15 protein-coding genes are annotated in these 17,187 nt (G+C 69.6%); 2 read left to right on the top strand and 13 right to left on the bottom strand.

Annotated elements, in window-relative coordinates; genetic code table 11:
* Positions 1–16: 16 nt before the first annotated feature.
* From IE278_RS26570 to IE278_RS26530, 9 genes are all read right to left on the bottom strand, one after another.
* Positions 17–1,825, bottom strand: coding sequence for an IucA/IucC family protein (locus tag IE278_RS26570; RefSeq protein WP_189775793.1), 1,809 nt, complete (start codon positions 1,823–1,825; stop codon positions 17–19).
* Positions 1,822–2,397 (bottom strand): GNAT family N-acetyltransferase, encoded by a 576-nt coding sequence (locus tag IE278_RS26565; RefSeq protein WP_189775792.1) that lies wholly within the window; start codon positions 2,395–2,397, stop codon positions 1,822–1,824. The genes IE278_RS26570 and IE278_RS26565 overlap by 4 nt, the downstream gene beginning before the upstream one ends.
* Positions 2,394–3,710 carry a lysine N(6)-hydroxylase/L-ornithine N(5)-oxygenase family protein gene (locus IE278_RS26560; RefSeq protein WP_189775791.1) on the bottom strand — a complete coding sequence of 439 codons (1,317 nt, stop codon included), beginning with the start codon at positions 3,708–3,710 and terminating at the stop codon, positions 2,394–2,396. Before IE278_RS26560 ends, IE278_RS26565 begins: the two co-directional genes overlap by 4 nt.
* Positions 3,694–5,136 (bottom strand): lysine decarboxylase DesA, encoded by a 1,443-nt coding sequence (gene desA, locus IE278_RS26555; RefSeq protein WP_189775790.1) that lies wholly within the window; start codon positions 5,134–5,136, stop codon positions 3,694–3,696. The genes IE278_RS26560 and desA overlap by 17 nt, the downstream gene beginning before the upstream one ends.
* Before the next feature lie 174 nt (positions 5,137–5,310).
* The gene (locus tag IE278_RS26550; protein ID WP_189775789.1) at positions 5,311–6,180 is read right to left on the bottom strand and encodes a siderophore-interacting protein; all 870 of its coding nucleotides are present in this window, start codon (positions 6,178–6,180) and stop codon (positions 5,311–5,313) included.
* Between the two features lie 240 nt (positions 6,181–6,420).
* Complete coding sequence (locus IE278_RS26545; RefSeq protein ID WP_189775788.1) at positions 6,421–7,467, bottom strand: ABC transporter substrate-binding protein; 1,047 nt, start codon at positions 7,465–7,467, stop codon at positions 6,421–6,423.
* Positions 7,468–7,659: 192 nt separating this feature from the next.
* Entirely contained in the window at positions 7,660–7,899 is a 240-nt protein-coding gene (locus IE278_RS43100) for a hypothetical protein (protein WP_308434943.1), read from the bottom strand.
* 690 nt (positions 7,900–8,589) lie between these two features.
* Positions 8,590–8,790: a DUF397 domain-containing protein gene (locus IE278_RS26535; protein ID WP_189775787.1), complete on the bottom strand. Its 201-nt coding sequence runs from the start codon at positions 8,788–8,790 to the stop codon at positions 8,590–8,592.
* An 11-nt stretch (positions 8,791–8,801) separates the two neighbouring features.
* The gene (locus IE278_RS26530) at positions 8,802–9,653 is read right to left on the bottom strand and encodes a helix-turn-helix domain-containing protein (protein WP_189775786.1); all 852 of its coding nucleotides are present in this window, start codon (positions 9,651–9,653) and stop codon (positions 8,802–8,804) included.
* 230 nt (positions 9,654–9,883) lie between these two features.
* Here IE278_RS26530 and IE278_RS26525 point away from each other — a divergent pair, with 230 nt between their 5' ends.
* Entirely contained in the window at positions 9,884–10,387 is a 504-nt protein-coding gene (locus IE278_RS26525) for an ATP-binding protein (protein WP_189775785.1), read from the top strand.
* A gap of 38 nt (positions 10,388–10,425) precedes the next feature.
* Here IE278_RS26525 and IE278_RS26520 read toward each other — a convergent pair whose 3' ends face one another.
* From IE278_RS26520 to IE278_RS26505, 4 genes are read right to left on the bottom strand one after another with little or no spacing between them, the layout of a single operon-like run.
* On the bottom strand, positions 10,426–11,586 hold the full coding sequence (locus IE278_RS26520) for an acyl-CoA dehydrogenase family protein (protein WP_189775836.1): 1,161 nt from the start codon (positions 11,584–11,586) through the stop codon (positions 10,426–10,428).
* Between the two features lie 11 nt (positions 11,587–11,597).
* Positions 11,598–12,548, bottom strand: coding sequence for a hydroxymethylglutaryl-CoA lyase (locus tag IE278_RS26515; protein ID WP_189775784.1), 951 nt, complete (start codon positions 12,546–12,548; stop codon positions 11,598–11,600).
* Entirely contained in the window at positions 12,545–14,653 is a 2,109-nt protein-coding gene (locus IE278_RS26510; protein ID WP_189775783.1) for an acetyl/propionyl/methylcrotonyl-CoA carboxylase subunit alpha, read from the bottom strand. Before IE278_RS26510 ends, IE278_RS26515 begins: the two co-directional genes overlap by 4 nt.
* A 52-nt stretch (positions 14,654–14,705) precedes the next feature.
* Positions 14,706–16,322, bottom strand: coding sequence for a carboxyl transferase domain-containing protein (locus IE278_RS26505; protein ID WP_189775782.1), 1,617 nt, complete (start codon positions 16,320–16,322; stop codon positions 14,706–14,708).
* A gap of 121 nt (positions 16,323–16,443) precedes the next feature.
* Here IE278_RS26505 and IE278_RS26500 point away from each other — a divergent pair, with 121 nt between their 5' ends.
* On the top strand, positions 16,444–17,124 hold the full coding sequence (locus tag IE278_RS26500; protein WP_189775781.1) for an SACE_7040 family transcriptional regulator: 681 nt from the start codon (positions 16,444–16,446) through the stop codon (positions 17,122–17,124).
* Positions 17,125–17,187 lie beyond the last annotated feature (63 nt).

Here is a 17,187-nt window from a genome sequence, read left to right as displayed (position 1 = left end):
TGGTGGGGACCGGTGGTTACAGCCCGGCTATCGGGTTTTTCAGGGTGCCGACGAGCTGGAGGGCCCCGGCGGGGTCGGAGAGGTCCACCATCTGCTCGTTGTCGCGCAGTTGCAGCCGGTTGAGGCAGGACAGCGCGAACTCGGGCGCGAACATGTCGTACTGCCGGAACTTGTCCGCGAGTTCGGGCGCGGACGCCTGGTAGTCGCGTACGCAGTCGGCGACGGTCCGCCAGAAGTCGTCCTCCTCGATGACGCCCTCGCCCGCCAGGTTCGCCGCCAGGAAGCGGAAGAAGCAGTCGAAGACGTCCGTGAAGATGGACAGGAGTTTCTTGTCCTCGGGGACGTCCACGCGCAGCCGCTCGACCGTCGGCGGCAGCACCGCGTCCGGGTCCATGACGGCGATCTCCTCGGCGATGTCCTTGTAGATCGCCCGTTCGACCACCCCGTCCTTGAGGACGAGGATGACGTTCTCGCCGTGCGGCATGAACACTAGGTCGTACGCGTAGAAACTGTGCAGCAGCGGGGTGAGGTACGCCTTGAGGTAGCGGCGCAGCCACTCCACCGGGGTCAGGCCCGAGCGGTCGATCAGCGCGGCGGCGATCGAGGAGCCGTCGTGGTCCACGTGGACGAGCGAGGCCATGGTGGCCAGGGACTCGCCGTCCTGGAGCGAGGGGACCGGGCTCTCGCGCCACAGGGCGGCGAGCATTTTCCGGTACGGGGAGTAGCGGTCGGTGGCGGCCTCGTACTCCAGGTGCCGGTAGCCGACGGCCGCGCGCTCGCGGATGATCGACAGGCCGGTCGAGCGCAGCACCGGGTCGTTCTCGATGAGCTGCGCCAGCCAGTCGTTGATGGCCGGGGTCGCCTCCATGTACGCGGCGGACAGACCGCGCATGAAGCCCATGTTGATGACCGACAGGGCGGTTTTCACATAGTGCTTCTCGGGCTCGCTCTTGTTGAAGAACGTCCGGATCGACTGCTGGGCCAGATACTCGTCGTCGCCCTCGCCCAGGCACACCAGGTGCTGCTGGGCGACCTCGGCGGCGAAGGTGACCGTCAGTTTGTTCCACCACTGCCAGGGGTGGACCGGGATGAAGAGGTAGTCGGCCGGGTCGAGGTCCAGGTCGCGGAGGACGCCGTGGAAGCGGTCCACGGTCTCCTTGCCCAGCTCGTCCCGCAGGAACGACTCGTACGCGATGCCGACGCCCGCCGTGAACGCGGCCCGCGAGCGGTGCGCGGCCAGCCAGACCAGTCGTACGGGGCTCGCGGTCTCGGGTGCGTACGACAGGTACTCGTGGATGCCGAAGCCGAGCCGGCCGTTGTTGGCGACGAAGCAGGGGTGGCCCTCGGTCATCCCCGTCTCGATCTCCTGGAAGCCGCTTCTCGCGAGTTCGGTGGAGGTGAGCTGGGGCTTGGTGAGCTTGTAGCAGGTGCCGGAGAGGGTGGAGGAGATCTCCTCCAGGTAGACCGGCAGCACCTCGTCGCTCAGGCCGAGTGATTTTTTCAGCTCGATGAAGAAGTCCAGCGCGGCGAGCGGGATTTCCTCGCCGTCGCGGCTGCGGGTGATGGACTCGGCGTCGACCTGCCAGTGGTCGAGGGCGTGGCGGGTGGCGGTGAAGCGGTAGCGGGTCAGACCGTCGTCGCTGCGGACGGCGTACTCGCCTTTTTTGCCGCCGTCACCGGTGTTGTCGCCGTCGGCGTTGCGGACCGCTTCCGGGGTGATGAGGCGTTCGTGGGCGAACTCGGCGAGCGCTTTGCGGATGAGGAGGCGGTTGGCCCGGGCCCAGCGGTGGGGGGACAGATGCGCCACGGCGTCGGACAGGGTCACGGGGAAACTCCTCGGGTGGCCGGGGTGTGCCGGTTCAGGAACTGCTCGCGCGTGCAGAAGGACAGCAGCGCGCGCTTCTCCGGCTTGTCGATCTCACGCTCGGGGACGAAGCCGACGGTCTCGTTGAGCGCGTGCACCGCCTCGTTGCTGACATCGGGCTCGACGACGACCCGGCGGGTGCGCGGGTCGGCGAACAGCTCGGTCATCACGGCGGTGATGACGGCCCGGGTGAAGCCGTGCACGGGCCGGTCGGTGGGGGCGACCAGGAAGTGCATACCGACGTCACCGGGTTCGGGCTCGTACAGCCCGACGAGTTCGATGTACCGGGGGTCGTACTTCTCCATCAGGAACGCGGGCCGGCCGTCGTGCAGGCCGATGTACGCGTGGTGGTGTTCGCTGGCCGCGATGGCCATGTACTCGCGCTCCACGTCCTGGAGTTTCGCGTCCTGCATCATCCAGAACGCGGCCTTGGGGTCGGTCACCCAGGAGTGCAGCAGCTCGGCGTCCTTGAGGGGGTCGAGGGGGCGGACGGTCAGCGTGCCCACGCCGTCGCTGTTTCCGGCGGCGGTCATATCGCGAACTCCTGGAAGGCGATGGACTTCTCCACCGGGTAGTACTCGGTGCCGAGCAGTTCCCGGATGATGTACGCGTTGCGGTACGCGCCCATGCCGAGGTCGGGTGACGTGATCGAGTGGGTGTGGACGCCGGCGTTCTGCAGGAAGATCCCGCGGCCGGTGGTGTCGATGGCGTAGTTGCGTGCCACGTCGTGGTTGCCGTGCTCGTCGTAGCGGATCCGGTCGCGCACGGGCTTCAGGAACGCGGGCTCCACGTACTTGTAGCCGGTCGCCAGGATCAGGCCCTCGGACTGCAGCTCGTAGTCCGTCTCCTGCTCCTCCTGACGCAGCCCCAGGGTGTACGTGCCGTTCTCGTAACCCGCCTCCTTCAGAGCCGAGTTGGTGAGCAGGCGGGTGGGGACCGGGCCGCTGAGGTTCTTCTGGTAGAGCAGGTCGAAGATCGAGTCGATCAGCTCCCCGTCGATGCCCTTGAACAGGCCCTTCTGCTCCGTCTGGAGGCGGTAGCGGGTCCGCTCGGGCAGCGCGTGGAAGTAGTCGATGTACTCCGGGGAGGTCATCTCCAGCGTGAGCTTGGTGTACTCCAGCGGGAAGAACCGCGGGGAGCGCGTGACCCAGTTCAGCCGGTAGCCGTGGACGTCGATCTCGCTGAGCAGGTCGTAGTAGATCTCGGCGGCGGACTGGCCGCTGCCGACCAGCGTGATCGACTTCTTGGCCTGCAGCTCCCGCTTGTGCTGCTGGTAGCGGGAGTTGTGGATGAAGTCCCCGCCGAGGTCGGCGCAGGCCTCCGGGATGTACGGGGGAGTGCCGGTGCCGAGGACGAGGTGCCGGGCGCGGTACGTGTCACCGGCGGTGGTCCGGACGACGTACACCCCGTTCTCGTTCTCGGCCTCGTACGTGACCTCCGTGACCGTCGTGCTGAAGCGGACACTGGAGAGTTTCGAGGCGGCCCAGCGGCAGTAGTCGTCGTACTCGACGCGCAGCGGGTAGAAGTTCTCGCGGATGTAGAACGAGTACAGGCGGCCCGATTCCTTCAGGTAGTTGAGGAAGGAGTACGGGGACGTCGGGTCGGCCAGGGTGACCAGGTCCGACATGAACGGCGTCTGGAGGTGCGCGCCCTCCAGGAACATCCCGGAGTGCCACTCGAAGTCCGGCTTGGACTCCAGGAAGACACCGTCGAGTTCGGCGATCGGCTCGGTGAGGCAGGCGAGACCGAGGTTGAAGGGGCCCAGCCCGATGCCGATGAAATCGTGCGTCCGCGAGGGGGATTCAGCGGCCCCGACGGATTCAGCGGGTTCAGGAAGCGCGGTCAAGGGACTCTCCAAGGTACTGCTCGGCGTGGCCGGCGATCAGGTCGAGCACGGCGGAGATGTCGTCCGTCGTGGTCTCGGGGTTGAGCAGGGTGAACTTCAGGAAGTGACGGCCGCCGACCTTCGTACCCGCGACCACCGCGTCGCCGGAGGCGAACAGGGCCTTGCGGGCGTACAGGTTGGCGCGGTCGATCTCGGCCGGGTCGGTGACGGCGGCCGGGATGTAGCGGAAGACGAGAGTGGAGAGGGAGGGGGCGACCACGACGTCGTAGCGCGGGTCGGCGGCCAGCAGCCTCCAGCCCTCCTCCGCCAGGTCGCAGACCTCGTCGAAGAGCTGGCCGATGCCGTCGGCGCCCATCACGCGCAGCGTCATCCACAGTTTCAGGGCGTCGAACCGGCGGGTGGTCTGCAGGGACTTGTCGACCTGGTTCGGGATGCGCTCCTGCACCATGCGCTGCGGGTTGAGGTACTCCGCGTGGTAGGTGGCGTGGCGCAGGGTGGCCGCGTCGCGGACGAGCACGGCGGACGAACTCACCGGCTGGAAGAAGGACTTGTGGTAGTCCACGGTCACGGAGTCGGCGCGCTCGATGCCGTCGATGCGGTGCCGGTTCTTCAGCGAGGTGAGCAGTCCGCAGCCGTACGCGGCGTCCACGTGCATCCAGGCACCGAACTGCTCGCACAGCGCGGCGATCTCGGGCAGCGGGTCGATGGAGCCGAAGTCGGTGGTGCCGGCGGTCGCGACGACGGCCATGGGCACCAGGCCGTCCCGCTCGCAGCGCTCCAGCTCGTGGGCGAGCGCGACGGTCTGCATGCGCTTGTCGTTGCCGGTGGGGACGGTGACCACGGCATCCTGGCCGAGCCCGAGGAGTTTCGCGGACTTCTTGACGCTGAAGTGGCTCGCCTCGGAGGCGAAGATCCGCAGTTTGGCGTACGAGTCGGTCTTGGCCTCCTCGCGGGCGAGCAGCAGCGCCTGGAGGTTGGACTGCGAACCGCCGGAGGTGAACACGCCGTCGGCGGAGCAGCCGAAGCCGATGCGCTCGTTGGTCCAGTCGATGAGCTTGCGCTCGATCAGGGTGCCGCCGGCCGACTGGTCCCAGGTGTCGAGGGAGGAGTTGACGGCGGAGAGGACCGCTTCGCCGACCACCGCGGGTATGACCACCGGGCAGTTGAGGTGGGCGAGGTAGCGCGGGTGGTGGAAGTAGATCGCGTCCCGGAGGTAGACGTCCTCCAGTTCGTCGAGCACCGCGGTGGTGTCGTGCAGCGGCTTGTCGAGGTCGATCCGGTCGATACGGGGAGCGAGGGCGTCGACCGTGACACCCGTGAACGGACGGTCGGTGGTGGCGAGTTTGGCCGCCACCCGCTCTATTCCTTCGGTCACGGAACGGCGGTACCGGTCCGCGGTCGTGTCATTGAGCAGGTGCGAGCGCATGGGGGAGTCCTCCGGGGGCAGGAGAGGGACGGGCGCAGGAGTGGGACGTGGGGGGCTGCTGCGACTAACTTAGGTTAGCCTAACCTAAGTTCCTGTGTGAGCCCTGGCCCTACGTCACGCTGTGACGCATGCCTCTCTCTGCGTCACACGGCGGCCGGGATGACGTGGTCTGCCCTACGCGGCGGCTTGTGCGCGGAGTTGTTCCTCGCTCAGCCCGCGCCGCCAGTAACCGACGAACGTGACCCGTGTGCGGTCGAGTTCGCGCTCCCGTACGAGATGGCGCCGCAACTCCTTCACACAGCCGGCCTCGCCCGCGATCCAGGCGTACGGGGCCCGCGCGGCGGGGAGTCGGGCGGCGCGGATCGCCTCCACCGCGCTGGGGGCGCCCTCGTCGCGTACGAGCCAGGTGATCTCGGCGTCGACCCCGGCGGCGGTGGGGGGCGCGTGGCGGTCACCCGCGTGCGGGACCTCCAGCCAGACGCGGGCCCTCGTCCCGGCGGGCAGGGTCTCCAGGATGGCCGACGCGGCGGGCAGGGCCGTCTCGTCGGCCCAGAGGAGGACGAGGTCGGCGTCGGCGGGAGGCCGGAAACGGATGGCTCCGTTGTCGGCGACGGAGGGGCCGAGGAGGACGGCGCGGTCGCCGGGGGCGGCGTCGGCCGCCCAGCGCGACGCCGGGCCCGCGGGGGTGGCGGCGCCGGGCTCCGTCCCGTGCAGGACGAAGTCGATGTCGACCTCGGTGGTGGCTCCGTACACGTCCCGGCGCAGGGCGCGGAGCGTGTACGAGCGCATGACCGCGCGTGTGTCCTCGGGGGTGTCGAGCCAGGCCTGGCGCCAGCCGTCGCCGTACTCCACGGGAGGCATGACGGGCTCGGTCTGTCCCGGGCGGGGGAGGAAGAGGGTGAGGCTCTGGTCGCGGCCGTCGGAGGCGAAGGCGCCCAGCTCCGGGCCGCTGAAGGTGACGCGGAGGAGGGAGGGAGTCAGGCGCCTCGTCCTTGCCACCTGGAGGGTGAACATGCGGTACGGGGTGGCTGTGGCTGTGGGCATGCGTACTCCTTCGCTCCGCGGGGGGTGTGGGGGCGCGGGGCGGGGGTGGTGCGGTGGGTTGGCTGCGGGCCGGTGGGCCGGTGGGGGTTGGCCGCGCCGTTCCCCGCGCCCCTGAAGGCGAAAGACAAAAGATTGCGCCGTTCCCCGCGCCCCTCAAGGCGAAAAGACTGCGCCGTTCCCCGCGCCCCTGAAAGCTGAAAGGCATGAGGCTGCGCCGTTCCCCGCGGCCCTTGTGGGGTGTCAGGCGACCTTCTTGGCCTTTTCGATGGCCTCGGCGAGGTTGTTGAGCATGGGGGTGCACTTGTCGTAGGAGAGGATCGGCTCGGGGGTGCGGCCGATGACCTGGCCGGCCTTCACGGCGGGCAGCTTCTTCCAGGTCGCCTCGGTGATGTCGGCGGGCTGGATGGTCGCGGTGCGGTCGTCCATGATGATGATGTCGGCCGGGTACTTGTCGACGTTCTCCCAGCTCAGGTTCTCGAACCAACCGCCGCTGGCCTTGAGGACCTTGGCGGGCGGCTCGACGAGGTTCACGCCGAGGGCCTTGAAGTACTCCAGGTCGATGGAGAGGTTCGAGCCGGACACGTAGAAGATGTCCTGGCTGGCGGAACCGGCGAGGACCTTGATCTCGGGGCGGGCCTTGGCGGCGGCGCGCAGGCGCTCGGCGGCCTTCTCGAAGTTCTTCTTCGCCTCGACGGTCTTGGCGGCCTTCACGTCGGCGCCCAGCGACTCGGCGAGCGCGTACATGCGCTCCAGCGGCTTGGGCAACTGGCGGTCGTAGACGGAGATGCCGACGCTCGGGGCGAGCTTGGCGATTTTGTCCTTGGACTCGGCGGGGACGTACCAGAGGGTGCCGGCGTCGTCGAACATCGTGGTGAGCAGCACGTCAGGGGCGAGCGCCGCGTACTTCTCGACGGCGAACTGGCCGTACACGTTGCCGAGGACCGTCACCTTGCTGACGTCCATGTCGCCGGCCTGGACGTCGGCCTTGCCGTCCTCGGTCCTGGTCGGGCCGAAGACGCCCTTGACCTCGATGCCGTAGTCGAAGAGGGCGGCGGCGACACCGGTGAACGCGACGATGTTCGCCGGGATCTTGTCGAGCTTCACGGTCTCGTCGCGGTCGTCCTTGAACGTCCAGGGGCCGGACGCGGCGGCCTTCGTCTTGTCCGCCGAGCCACCGCTTTTCGGGTCGTCGTCACCGCAGGCGGCCAGAACGGTACCGAGGCCGACGGCCCCGCCGGCGGCGAGGATGCCGCGTCGGGTGAGGTGGGTGGCACGGGCGTTGGACATGGCGTGGCTGCTTTCGAACAGGGCGGATGACCCACCGGGACAGGTGCGAAGGTAGGTTAGCCTAACCTTCGTCGGTGTCCAGGAGGTGGGGTTCCACCTGCAGAAACGCCTGCGGCGGCTCGCGAGGGTGCCTATGAGCGGGCTGTGCGAACAGGGATGGCGGAGATACGCCATCCCTGCCGGCTTCGGCGGCTACATGTCCGCGAACAGCTCTTCCACGTCGGTGGCCGTGACCGCCCGGTCGAACCAGGTGCCGAGGGTCTCCAGATCGGCGCAGCCGGTGATGCGCTCCCGGGCGGCTTCGGGGGTGTCGATGCCGCGGAGGGTGAGGAGACGGACGATGTCCTCGGCCCGGCTCTGAGCCAGCCCCCTGTTGATGGACTCCTCGATGATGGTCCCGCTGCCGGGGAAGCGACTGGTGTACGTGGCCATCAAGTTCCTCCAGAGTGCGCGCGTCCGGGGGTCACCCAGACCGATCTCGATGAATTCCGCCCAGTCCTTCGCGATCTCGCCGCCGGTGTCGACGAGTGCCGTCGCCAGTGCGTCCAGTATCGCAGGCAGGGCCGGGTCCTTGGCGTGGGTGAGTGCCGAGAAGACGGAGAGACCGAGGTCCTGCGCCGCCTCGTCCGGGTCGATGATCGCGGGAAGGTTGTCGGGCCCCAGGACCAGGGGGAAGACGGCGATGCTGGTGTGGGTGGAGGGGCCGATACGGATGGGCTCGGCCGCCCAGGACGCGGTGGACTTGTCCTGGCAGACGACAAGGAGGACCGGCGGCAGCTCGTACTTGGCGTAGAGGTGTGCCAGGTAGTACGTCCAGCTGTTGAGCTTGTCCGGGTCCCGTCTCCCTGCATCTCGATGGCGAGCAGGTAACTCCCGTTGTCCGCCGTGTCGACCCGTAACAGGGTGTCCACGCGGCGTTCGAGGGGCCTGATCTCGGTGAGATCGGTGTCCAGGAGCTGGACTTCCGTGGGTTCGGGAAGAGTGATGCCGGCCTTCGGGAGGGCCCGGGCGAACAGCCGCGGATCCTCCCTGAAGATCTGGTGCATCGCCTCATGGGGTGAGCTGACCATGCGGCGGAACGTAGTGAGCCGCATTGGTCGGGGTCGTCCGAACGGCATGCGGTCAGTCGTACGAGTGACTTTTCCCCTGGCCTATGCCGAAGGTGCATATCAGGGCTGCGAGCTGGCGCGGGCCGGTGGTGAGGATGGTTTCTGGGTCGTCACTCTCCCGGAGGAGGATCGTTCCGGCGGCGGGGGTGGCGATGTAGACGCAGGCGGACCCCGACTCGCTGTGGGTGGACTTCTGCCAAGGGAGGTTGGTCATGGCGCTCCTGGTCAGATGTTCTTGGTGATGGTGGCGATGAGCTTGTGGGAGGCGGCGGGCTTCAGGGTCGCACCCTCCATGCGATCCAGGACGAGCCGATAAGTCTCCAACTTGCCGACGGCATTGATCAGTTCGTTTCCGTGGCTGGTGTCCAGCGCGGCGGTGTCGAGGGCGGTCACCGGCCCGCTCGCGTAGTCGAGTCCATGGCCGGCGGTCGGGAACGACGTGCCGTCGAAGGGGATGACGCGCAGGGTGATGTTCGGTTGTTCGCCGGCCTCCAGGAGGTGGCGGAGTTGCGTGCGGGCCACCTCCCGGCCGCCGAACTGCATGCGCAGGGCCGCTTCGTGGATGATCGCGGTGTACGGCACCGGGTTGTCGCGGAACAGGACAGCCTGGCGTTTAAGGCGGTAGGAGACGAGGTGCTCGATCTCGTGGGGGCGCAGGGGCGGGACCGCTTCGTGGAACAGGGCGCGGGCGTGATCGGGGGTCTGCAGCAGGCCGGGGATGTTGATGACCTGGGCCACGCGTAGTGCGGTGGCGTGGTGTTCCATCTCGGCCAGGTCCAGGAGAGGGGACGGCAATACGTCCCGGTACTCCTCCCACCAGCCGCGCGTGCGGTTGGCCGCCATGTCCGCGAGGGCGTCGACGAACGGCTCGTCCCCGCAGCCGTAGATGCGGGCCAGCGTGCGCACGCGCTCCCCGCTCACCCCGAAGCGGTTGGCCTCGATATTGCTGATCTGCGCCTGAGTCGTCCCCAGTGAGCGAGCTGCCTGCACCGCGGTCATGCCTGCCCGCTCACGCAGTCGGCGAAGCTCGGTGCCGATGCGCAGGCGGCGGGCCGTGGGGGTGCTCCGTGGTGCCATGCCTCGCTCCGTTTCGCACATCTGACGTGATCGTCACCCACACAGGGCAAATACCTGAACCTTTTGCAGATGTCGGCAAAAGGTTCAGGTTTTGCAGCCTACGGTGAGACCCGAACCGCTCAACCACCCCCGCCGGTAAGCCGGAAGTGCACCGCGTACGTGCCTGTACGCGTCACCGCCACCGCCCGGTCGGGGCAGCGAACCAAGTTCCCCCACCGCAGGAGGCGTTCATGGTCACCGTATCCCCATCGCCGTCGTCCCCGCCGGAGTGCGAAGCCGAGCCGACATGGGCGTACGCCCTCCAACTCCCGCATGACCCCCGCGCCGCCCGCATCGCCCGTGTCACCCTCCGGGCCGTACTCGCCGGACACGGGCTGACGCGACTCGTCGAGTCCGCCGAGCTGTTGGTGTCCGAGCTTGTCACCAACGCGTACCGCCATTCCGTCGGCCCGTCCGCACTGCGGTTGAGAGGGCTCGCGGGCGGCAGGCTGCGGGTCGGGGTCTGGGACGCCGACCCGCACATCCCGCCCCCGTTCGACAGGCGCTCGGGACCTCTGCGCCCCGCACCCGCGCCGGTGGAGGCCGATGGCGGGCGCGGGCTGTTCCTCGTCTGCCATTACGCGGACGCGTGGGGCGGCTACCGGCTCGGGGACGACCTCTTCGGGGCGCGCGGGAAGCTGCTGTGGTGCGAGTTGGGGGAGTCGGCGGCCGGGCGTGCCGCAGTCGCCGTGTGAGGCGGTCAGGTGAGGGGGCGGCCCGGCAGACGACCCTGTCAGCCCGTCAGGCCCAACTCCCGGGCGATCAGCATCCGCTGGACCTCGCTCGTGCCCTCGCCGATTTCCAGGATCTTGGAGTCTCGCCACATGCGGGCCACCGGGTACTCGTTCATGAATCCGTAGCCGCCGTGGATCTGGGTGGCGTCGCGGGCGTTGTCGACGGCGATCGTGGAGGAGTGGAGTTTCGCCAGGGCCGCCTCCTTCTTGAACGGTTCGCCCGCCACCAGGCGGGAGGCCGCGTCGCGCCAGGCCAGGCGGGCCGTGTGGGCCCGCATCTCCATGTCCGCGATCTTGAACTGGATCGCCTGGTTCGCGCCGATCGGGCGGCCGAAGGCGTGGCGTTCTTTTGCGTATTTCACCGACTCGTCCACGCAGCCCTGGGCCAGGCCCGTCGCGAGTGCCGCGATGGCGATGCGGCCCTCGTCCAGGATGCGGAGGAACTGCGCGTACCCGCGGCCCTCGGAGCCGAGCAGGTTCGCGGCGGGGACGCGGACGTCCGCGAAGGACAGTTCGCGGGTGTCCGAGGCGTTCCAGCCGACCTTGGAGTAGGGGGCGGCGACCGTGAAGCCGGGTGTGCCGGACGGGACGATGATCGAGGAGATCAGGGGCCCTCCGTCCGGCTTGCGGCCCGTGACCGCCGTGACCGTCACCAGGCCCGTGATGTCCGTGCCCGAGTTGGTGATGAAGCACTTGCTGCCGTTGATCACCCATTCGTTCGTCGCCTCGTCCAGGCGGGCCGTCGTACGCGTCGCGCCCGCGTCCGAGCCGCCGTCCGGCTCGGTCAGGCCGAACGCGCCCAGCAGCTCACCCGAGCAGAGGCGGGGCAGCCACTCCGCCTTCTGCTCCGGGGTGCCGAAGAGGTGGATCGGCATCGCGCCGAGTGAGACGCCCGCCTCCAGGGTGATCGCCACCGACGAGTCCACACGGGCCAGTTCTTCGAGGACGATGCCCAGAGCCAGGTAGTCGCCGCCCATGCCGCCGTACTCCTCCGGGAACGGCAGCCCGAACAGGCCCATCCGGCCCATCTCGCGGACGATCTCGTACGGGAACTCGTGCCGCTCGTAGAAGTCGCCGATCTTCGGCGCCACGACATCGCGGGCGAACTCGGCGACCGTGCGGCGCAGTTCGTCGAGTTCGGGGGAGAGGCGGTGGTCCAGGGACATGAGGGTCACTCCTTGTGGGAGAGGGCTCGGACGGTGCGGGACGGGCTGGGTCGGCCCAGTTGTCCGGCCATCCACACGCTTGTGGCGGTGAGGAGGCCGAGGTCGACCCCGGTGTCGATGCCGAGGCCCGTCAGCATCCACACGAGGTCTTCGGTGGCGAGGTTTCCGGTGGCGCTCTTCGCGTACGGGCAGCCGCCGAGGCCGCCCGCGGAGGCGTCCACGGTCGTCACGCCGTGCTGGAGCGCGGCCAGGGTGTTGGAGAGGGCCTGGCCGTACGTGTCGTGGAAGTGCACGCCGAGGGAGGGGGTGGGGACTCCCTCGTCGTTGAGTGCGGTGAGGAGCGCCTGTACGTGGCCCGGAGTCGCCACGCCGATCGTGTCGCCGAGGCTCAGTTCGTCGCAGCCCATGTCGAGCAGGGCCCGGCAGACGCGTACGACCTGGGGGAGTGGCACCGGGCCCTCCCACGGGTCGCCGAAGCACATGGAGAGGTAGCCGCGTACGTGGGCGTCCTGCGCCTTCGCCCGGGTCACCACCGGTTCGAACATCGCCAGGGCCTCGTCCACGGTCCGGTTGAGGTTGGCCTTCGCGAAGGACTCCGTGGCGCTGGCGAACACCGCGATACGGGTCGCGCCGAGGGACAGGGCGCGGTCCAGGCCGCGTTCGTTCGGGACGAGGACGGGGAGGTGCGGGGCCGCGTCCCTCACGAGCGGGAACAGGTTCTCCGCGTCCGCCAGTTGAGGGACCCACTTGGGGTGGACGAAGCTCGTCACCTCGATGGTGGTGAGGCCCGCGGCGGCGAGGCGGTGGATGAACTCCGCCTTCGTCTCCGTCGGGACGGTGGCCTTCTCGTTCTGCAGGCCGTCCCGGGCGCCGACCTCGTGGATACGGACCCGGGTGGGGAGGCCTTCGGCGGCCGGTACGGGCATGGGGAGGCCGAGTTCGGGGGTCGTGGTCATGCCGGCTCCTCCTGCGCTGCCGGTTCGTGCGCTGTCGTCGGTTCCTGCGGTGCGATCACGGCCAGGATCTGGTCCATGGCGACCGTCGTGCCGGGGGTGACGTCCAGTTCGGTGACGGTGCCGGCGTGCGGGGCGGAGATGACGTGCTCCATCTTCATCGCCTCCACGACCAGCAGACTCTGCCCGGCGCTCACCTCGTCCCCGAGGGCGACCTTCACGACGGTCACCGTGCCGGGCATGGGGGCGGTGAGGGAGTCCGCGCCGGCGTGCGCGGCGCCGGTGAGGGACGCGGCGACGGGGTCGTGGTCCTGCACGTTCCAGGCGTCGCCCTCGCGGCCGAGCCAGGTGCCGGAGTGGTGGAAGGTGTGGGACTGGCCGTCCAGGTGGAGGGTGAGGGTGGAAAGCGATTCTTTTTCCCCAGCCCCGCCCCTTCCCGGCTGTGACATGTGCGGCTGCGCCGCGTGGAGGGGCAGGCCCCCGGCCCCCCACAGACTGATGGCCGCGTCGTCCAGCCTGACCTCATCGCCCCGCACGCGGACGGTCACCGGATCGTGGCCCGGCACCCGCACATGGTGCGCCGTCCACGCATGCTCGCCGCCCAGGCGCCAGCCGCTCGGGATCGAGAAGGGGTCGGTCCAGCCACCCGGCCCGTCCGGCGTTTGAGGACGAGGCCGTTCAGGCCGATCGGGGGTCAGGGCCGTCTGGCGTAGGACGCCGGCCGCCACGTACACCTCCGCCGGGACCTCCCCCGACACCAGCCCCTCCACCTCCCGTTCCACCAACCCGGTGTCCAGGTCGCCCGCGACCACCGCCGGATGTGCCAGCAGGTTCCGGAGGAAGCCCGCGTTCGTCTGTACGCCCAGCGTCACCGTCCGCGCCAGGGCCGCGCGGAGGCGGCGCAGGGCCGTCGCGCGGTCCGGGCCGTACGCGATCACCTTCGACAGCATCGGGTCGTACAGCGAGCCGACCTCCGTGCCCTCCGTGAGGCCCGAGTCCGTGCGGACGCCGTCGCCCTGGGGCTCGTACAGGCTCAGGACCGTGCCGCCGGACGGCAGGAAGCCCCGCGCGGGGTCCTCCGCGCAGATGCGGGCCTCCACCGCGTGACCGGTGAGCGTGATGTCGGACTGGGCGAAGCCCAGCCGTTCGCCCGCCGCCACCCGCAGCTGCCACTCCACCAGGTCCAGGCCCGTGATCAGTTCGGTCACCGGGTGTTCGACCTGGAGACGGGTGTTCATCTCCATGAAGTAGTACGAGGCCGGGTCGTCGCCCGGGACGATGAACTCCACCGTGCCCGCGCCCGAGTAGCCGCAGGAGCGGGCCGCCTGGACCGCCGCCTCACCCATCGCGGCCCGCGTCTTCTCGTCGAGGAACACGCTCGGCGCCTCCTCGATGATCTTCTGGTGCCGGCGCTGGAGGGAGCACTCGCGCTCGCCGAGGTGCACCACGTTCCCGTGGCCGTCCGCCAGGACCTGGATCTCGATGTGCCGGGGGCGGTCGACCCACCGTTCGACGAGGAGCGTGTCGTCGCCGAACGAGGAGCGGGCCTCCCTGCGCGCGGCGGCGATCTCGTCCGCGAGGAGCGCCGCGTCCCGCACCAGGCGCATGCCCTTGCCGCCACCGCCCGCCGACGGCTTCAGGAGTACCGGCATGCCGATCTCCCGCGCGGCGGAGGCCAGTTCGGCGTCCGTCAGGCCGCTGCCCGACGAGCCGGGCACGACCGGGACCCCCGCCGCCTGCACCGTCTCCTTGGCGCGGATCTTGTCGCCCATCAGGGAGATGGCTTCGGCCGGCGGGCCGATGAAGACCAGGCCCGCTTCCGTGCACGCCCGTGCGAAGTCCGCGTTCTCGGCCAGGAAGCCGTAGCCCGGGTGGACCGCCTGCGCGCCCGTCCGGGCCGCCGCCTCCAGCAGGCGCTGCGCCGACAGGTAGCTCTCGGCGGCCGGCGCCGGGCCGATCCGTACCGCCGTGTCCGCCTCGCGTACGTGCCGGGCGTCGGCGTCCGCGTCGGAGTACACGGCCACCGAGCGCACGCCCAGCGACCGCAGCGTCCGGATGACCCGGACGGCGATCTCGCCCCGATTGGCCACCAGTACCGTGTCGAACATCGTCGTCCGTCCCCTCACATCCGTGCCCATCCGTTTCCTCGCATCCGGTCCCTCACATCCGGAAGACGCCGAACTGGGGGTCACCCAGTGGGGCGTTCGCGCAGGCCGTCAGAGCGAGTCCCAGTACCTGCCGGGTCTCCAGCGGGTCGATCACGCCGTCGTCCCAGAGCCGGGCCGTCGCGTAGTAGGCGTTGCCCTGGGTCTCGTACTGGGTGCGGATCGGAGCCTTGAAGGACTCCTCCGCCTCCGGCGGCCAGGACTCGCCCCTGCCCTCCAGCTGGTCGCGCTTGACCGTCGCCAGGACCGACGCGGCCTGTTCGCCGCCCATCACGGAGATCTTGGCGTTCGGCCACATCCACAGGAAGCGGGGCGAGTACGCCCGGCCGCACATCGAGTAGTTGCCCGCGCCGTACGACCCGCCGACCACGACCGTCAGCTTCGGTACGCGCGTGCAGGCCACCGCGGTGACCATCTTCGCGCCGTGCTTGGCGATGCCCCCCGCCTCGTACTGGCGGCCCACCATGAAGCCCGAGATGTTCTGGAGGAAGACGAGAGGGATGCCGCGCTGGTCGCACAGTTCGATGAAGTGGGCGCCCTTCTGGGCGGACTCGGAGAACAGGATGCCGTTGTTGGCGACGATCCCGACCGGGTGGCCGTGGATATGGGCGAAGCCGGTGACGAGCGTCTGGCCGAACTCCGACTTGAACTCCGCGAAGCGTGAACCGTCGACCACGCGCGCGATGACCTCGCGTACGTCGTAGGGGGTGCGCGAGTCGACCGGTACCGCGCCGTACAGACCGGCCGGGTCCACCTTCGGTTCGATGCCCTGCCTGACCGACCAGGGCAGGGGGCCCCGGTCCGGGAGCGTGGAGACGATCGTGCGGACGATGCGAAGAGCGTGCGCGTCGTCCTCCGCCAGGTGGTCCGTGACGCCGGAGATCCGGGAGTGGACCTCGCCGCCGCCCAGCTCCTCCGCCGTGACGACCTCACCGGTCGCGGCCTTCACCAGGGGCGGGCCGCCCAGGAAGATCGTGCCCTGGCCGCGCACGATGACGGCCTCGTCGCTCATCGCCGGTACGTACGCCCCGCCGGCCGTGCACGAGCCGAGGACGGCCGCGATCTGGGGGATCCCCGCGCCCGACATCCGGGCCTGGTTGTAGAAGATCCGGCCGAAGTGGTCGCGGTCGGGGAAGACCTCGTCCTGCATGGGGAGGAAGGCGCCGCCCGAGTCCACGAGGTAGACGCAGGGGAGGCGGTTCTCCAGCGCCACCTCCTGGGCGCGCAGGTGCTTCTTCACCGTCATCGGGTAGTACGTGCCGCCCTTGACCGTGGCGTCGTTGGCGACCACCACGCACTCGCGGCCCGCGACCCGGCCGATGCCGGCGATGACGCCGGCCGCGGGCGCCTGTCCCTCGTACAGTCCGTCGGCCGCCAGCGGGGCCAGCTCCAGGAACGGTGAACCGGGGTCGAGCAGCGTGTCCACGCGCTCGCGCGGCAGCAGCTTGCCGCGGGCGGTGTGCCGGGCGCGGGCCCGCTCACCGCCGCCGAGGCGCGCCGCGGCGAGCTTGTTCCGCAGCTCGTCGACGAGTGCGTGGTGTGCCGCCTCGTTGTTCCGCCAGGCCTCCGACGCGGGATCGGCCGCGCTGCGCAGTTCCGGTGCCTCGTGCATCCTGCGGTCCCCTCACCCGGTGGTCACCGGTCACTGAACCAAGTCGCCAGAAAAGTTAATGAGCGTTAACGCGTTTCGTTCAGGTTAACGAGCGCTAACCCTCCTGTCTAGAATTGCCTCCATGGCCACCAGAACCGACGCCCCCACCCGCCGCGAGCAGATCCTCAGGGAAGCGGCCCGGCTCTTCGCCGAACGCGGCTTCCACGGGGTCGGTGTCGACGAGATAGGCGCGGCGGTGGGCATCAGCGGGCCCGGCCTGTACCGCCATTTCGCGGGCAAGGACGCGATGCTCGCCGAGCTGCTGGTGGGGATCAGTGAGCAGTTGCTGACCGGGGGCAAACGGCGGGTGGCGGAGTCCGGCGGCGATCCGGGGGCGCTCCTCGACTCGCTCATCGAGGGCCACATCGACTTCGCGCTGGACGACCGCCCGCTGATCACCCTGCACGACCGCGAGCTGGACCGCCTGCGGGACAGCGACCGCAAGCTCGTACGGCAGCTGCAGCGCCAGTACGTCGAGCTGTGGGTGGCGGTCGTGCGCGAGATCCACCCCGCGCTGGCCGAGCCGAGCGCCCGTTCGGCCGTGCACTCGGTCTTCGGCCTGCTGAACTCCACACCGCATCTGGGGCGGCCCGGCGCGCTCCCCGGACGGGCGGGCACGGCGGAACTGTTGCACCGTATGGCGAGGGGCGCCTTCGCGGCGGCCGGTGCGGACGGTGTGGGCGGTGCGGCTGGTACGAGTGATGCGGCCGTTGCGGCCGGTGCGGCTGCTACGGACGGTGCCGCCGGGCCGGTCCGGGCGTGACGAGCGTCTCGGGGAGCCTGCGGGTCCTGGTCTGGACGATGGTCGTGACCGGCCGGTAACGTA

It is taken from the genome of Streptomyces tauricus, assembly GCF_014650955.1.
GTDB classification, from domain to species: Bacteria; Actinomycetota; Actinomycetes; order Streptomycetales; family Streptomycetaceae; genus Streptomyces; species Streptomyces tauricus.
Note: the sequence above shows the minus strand (reverse complement) of the source record. Positions and strands in the feature narration are given on the sequence as shown.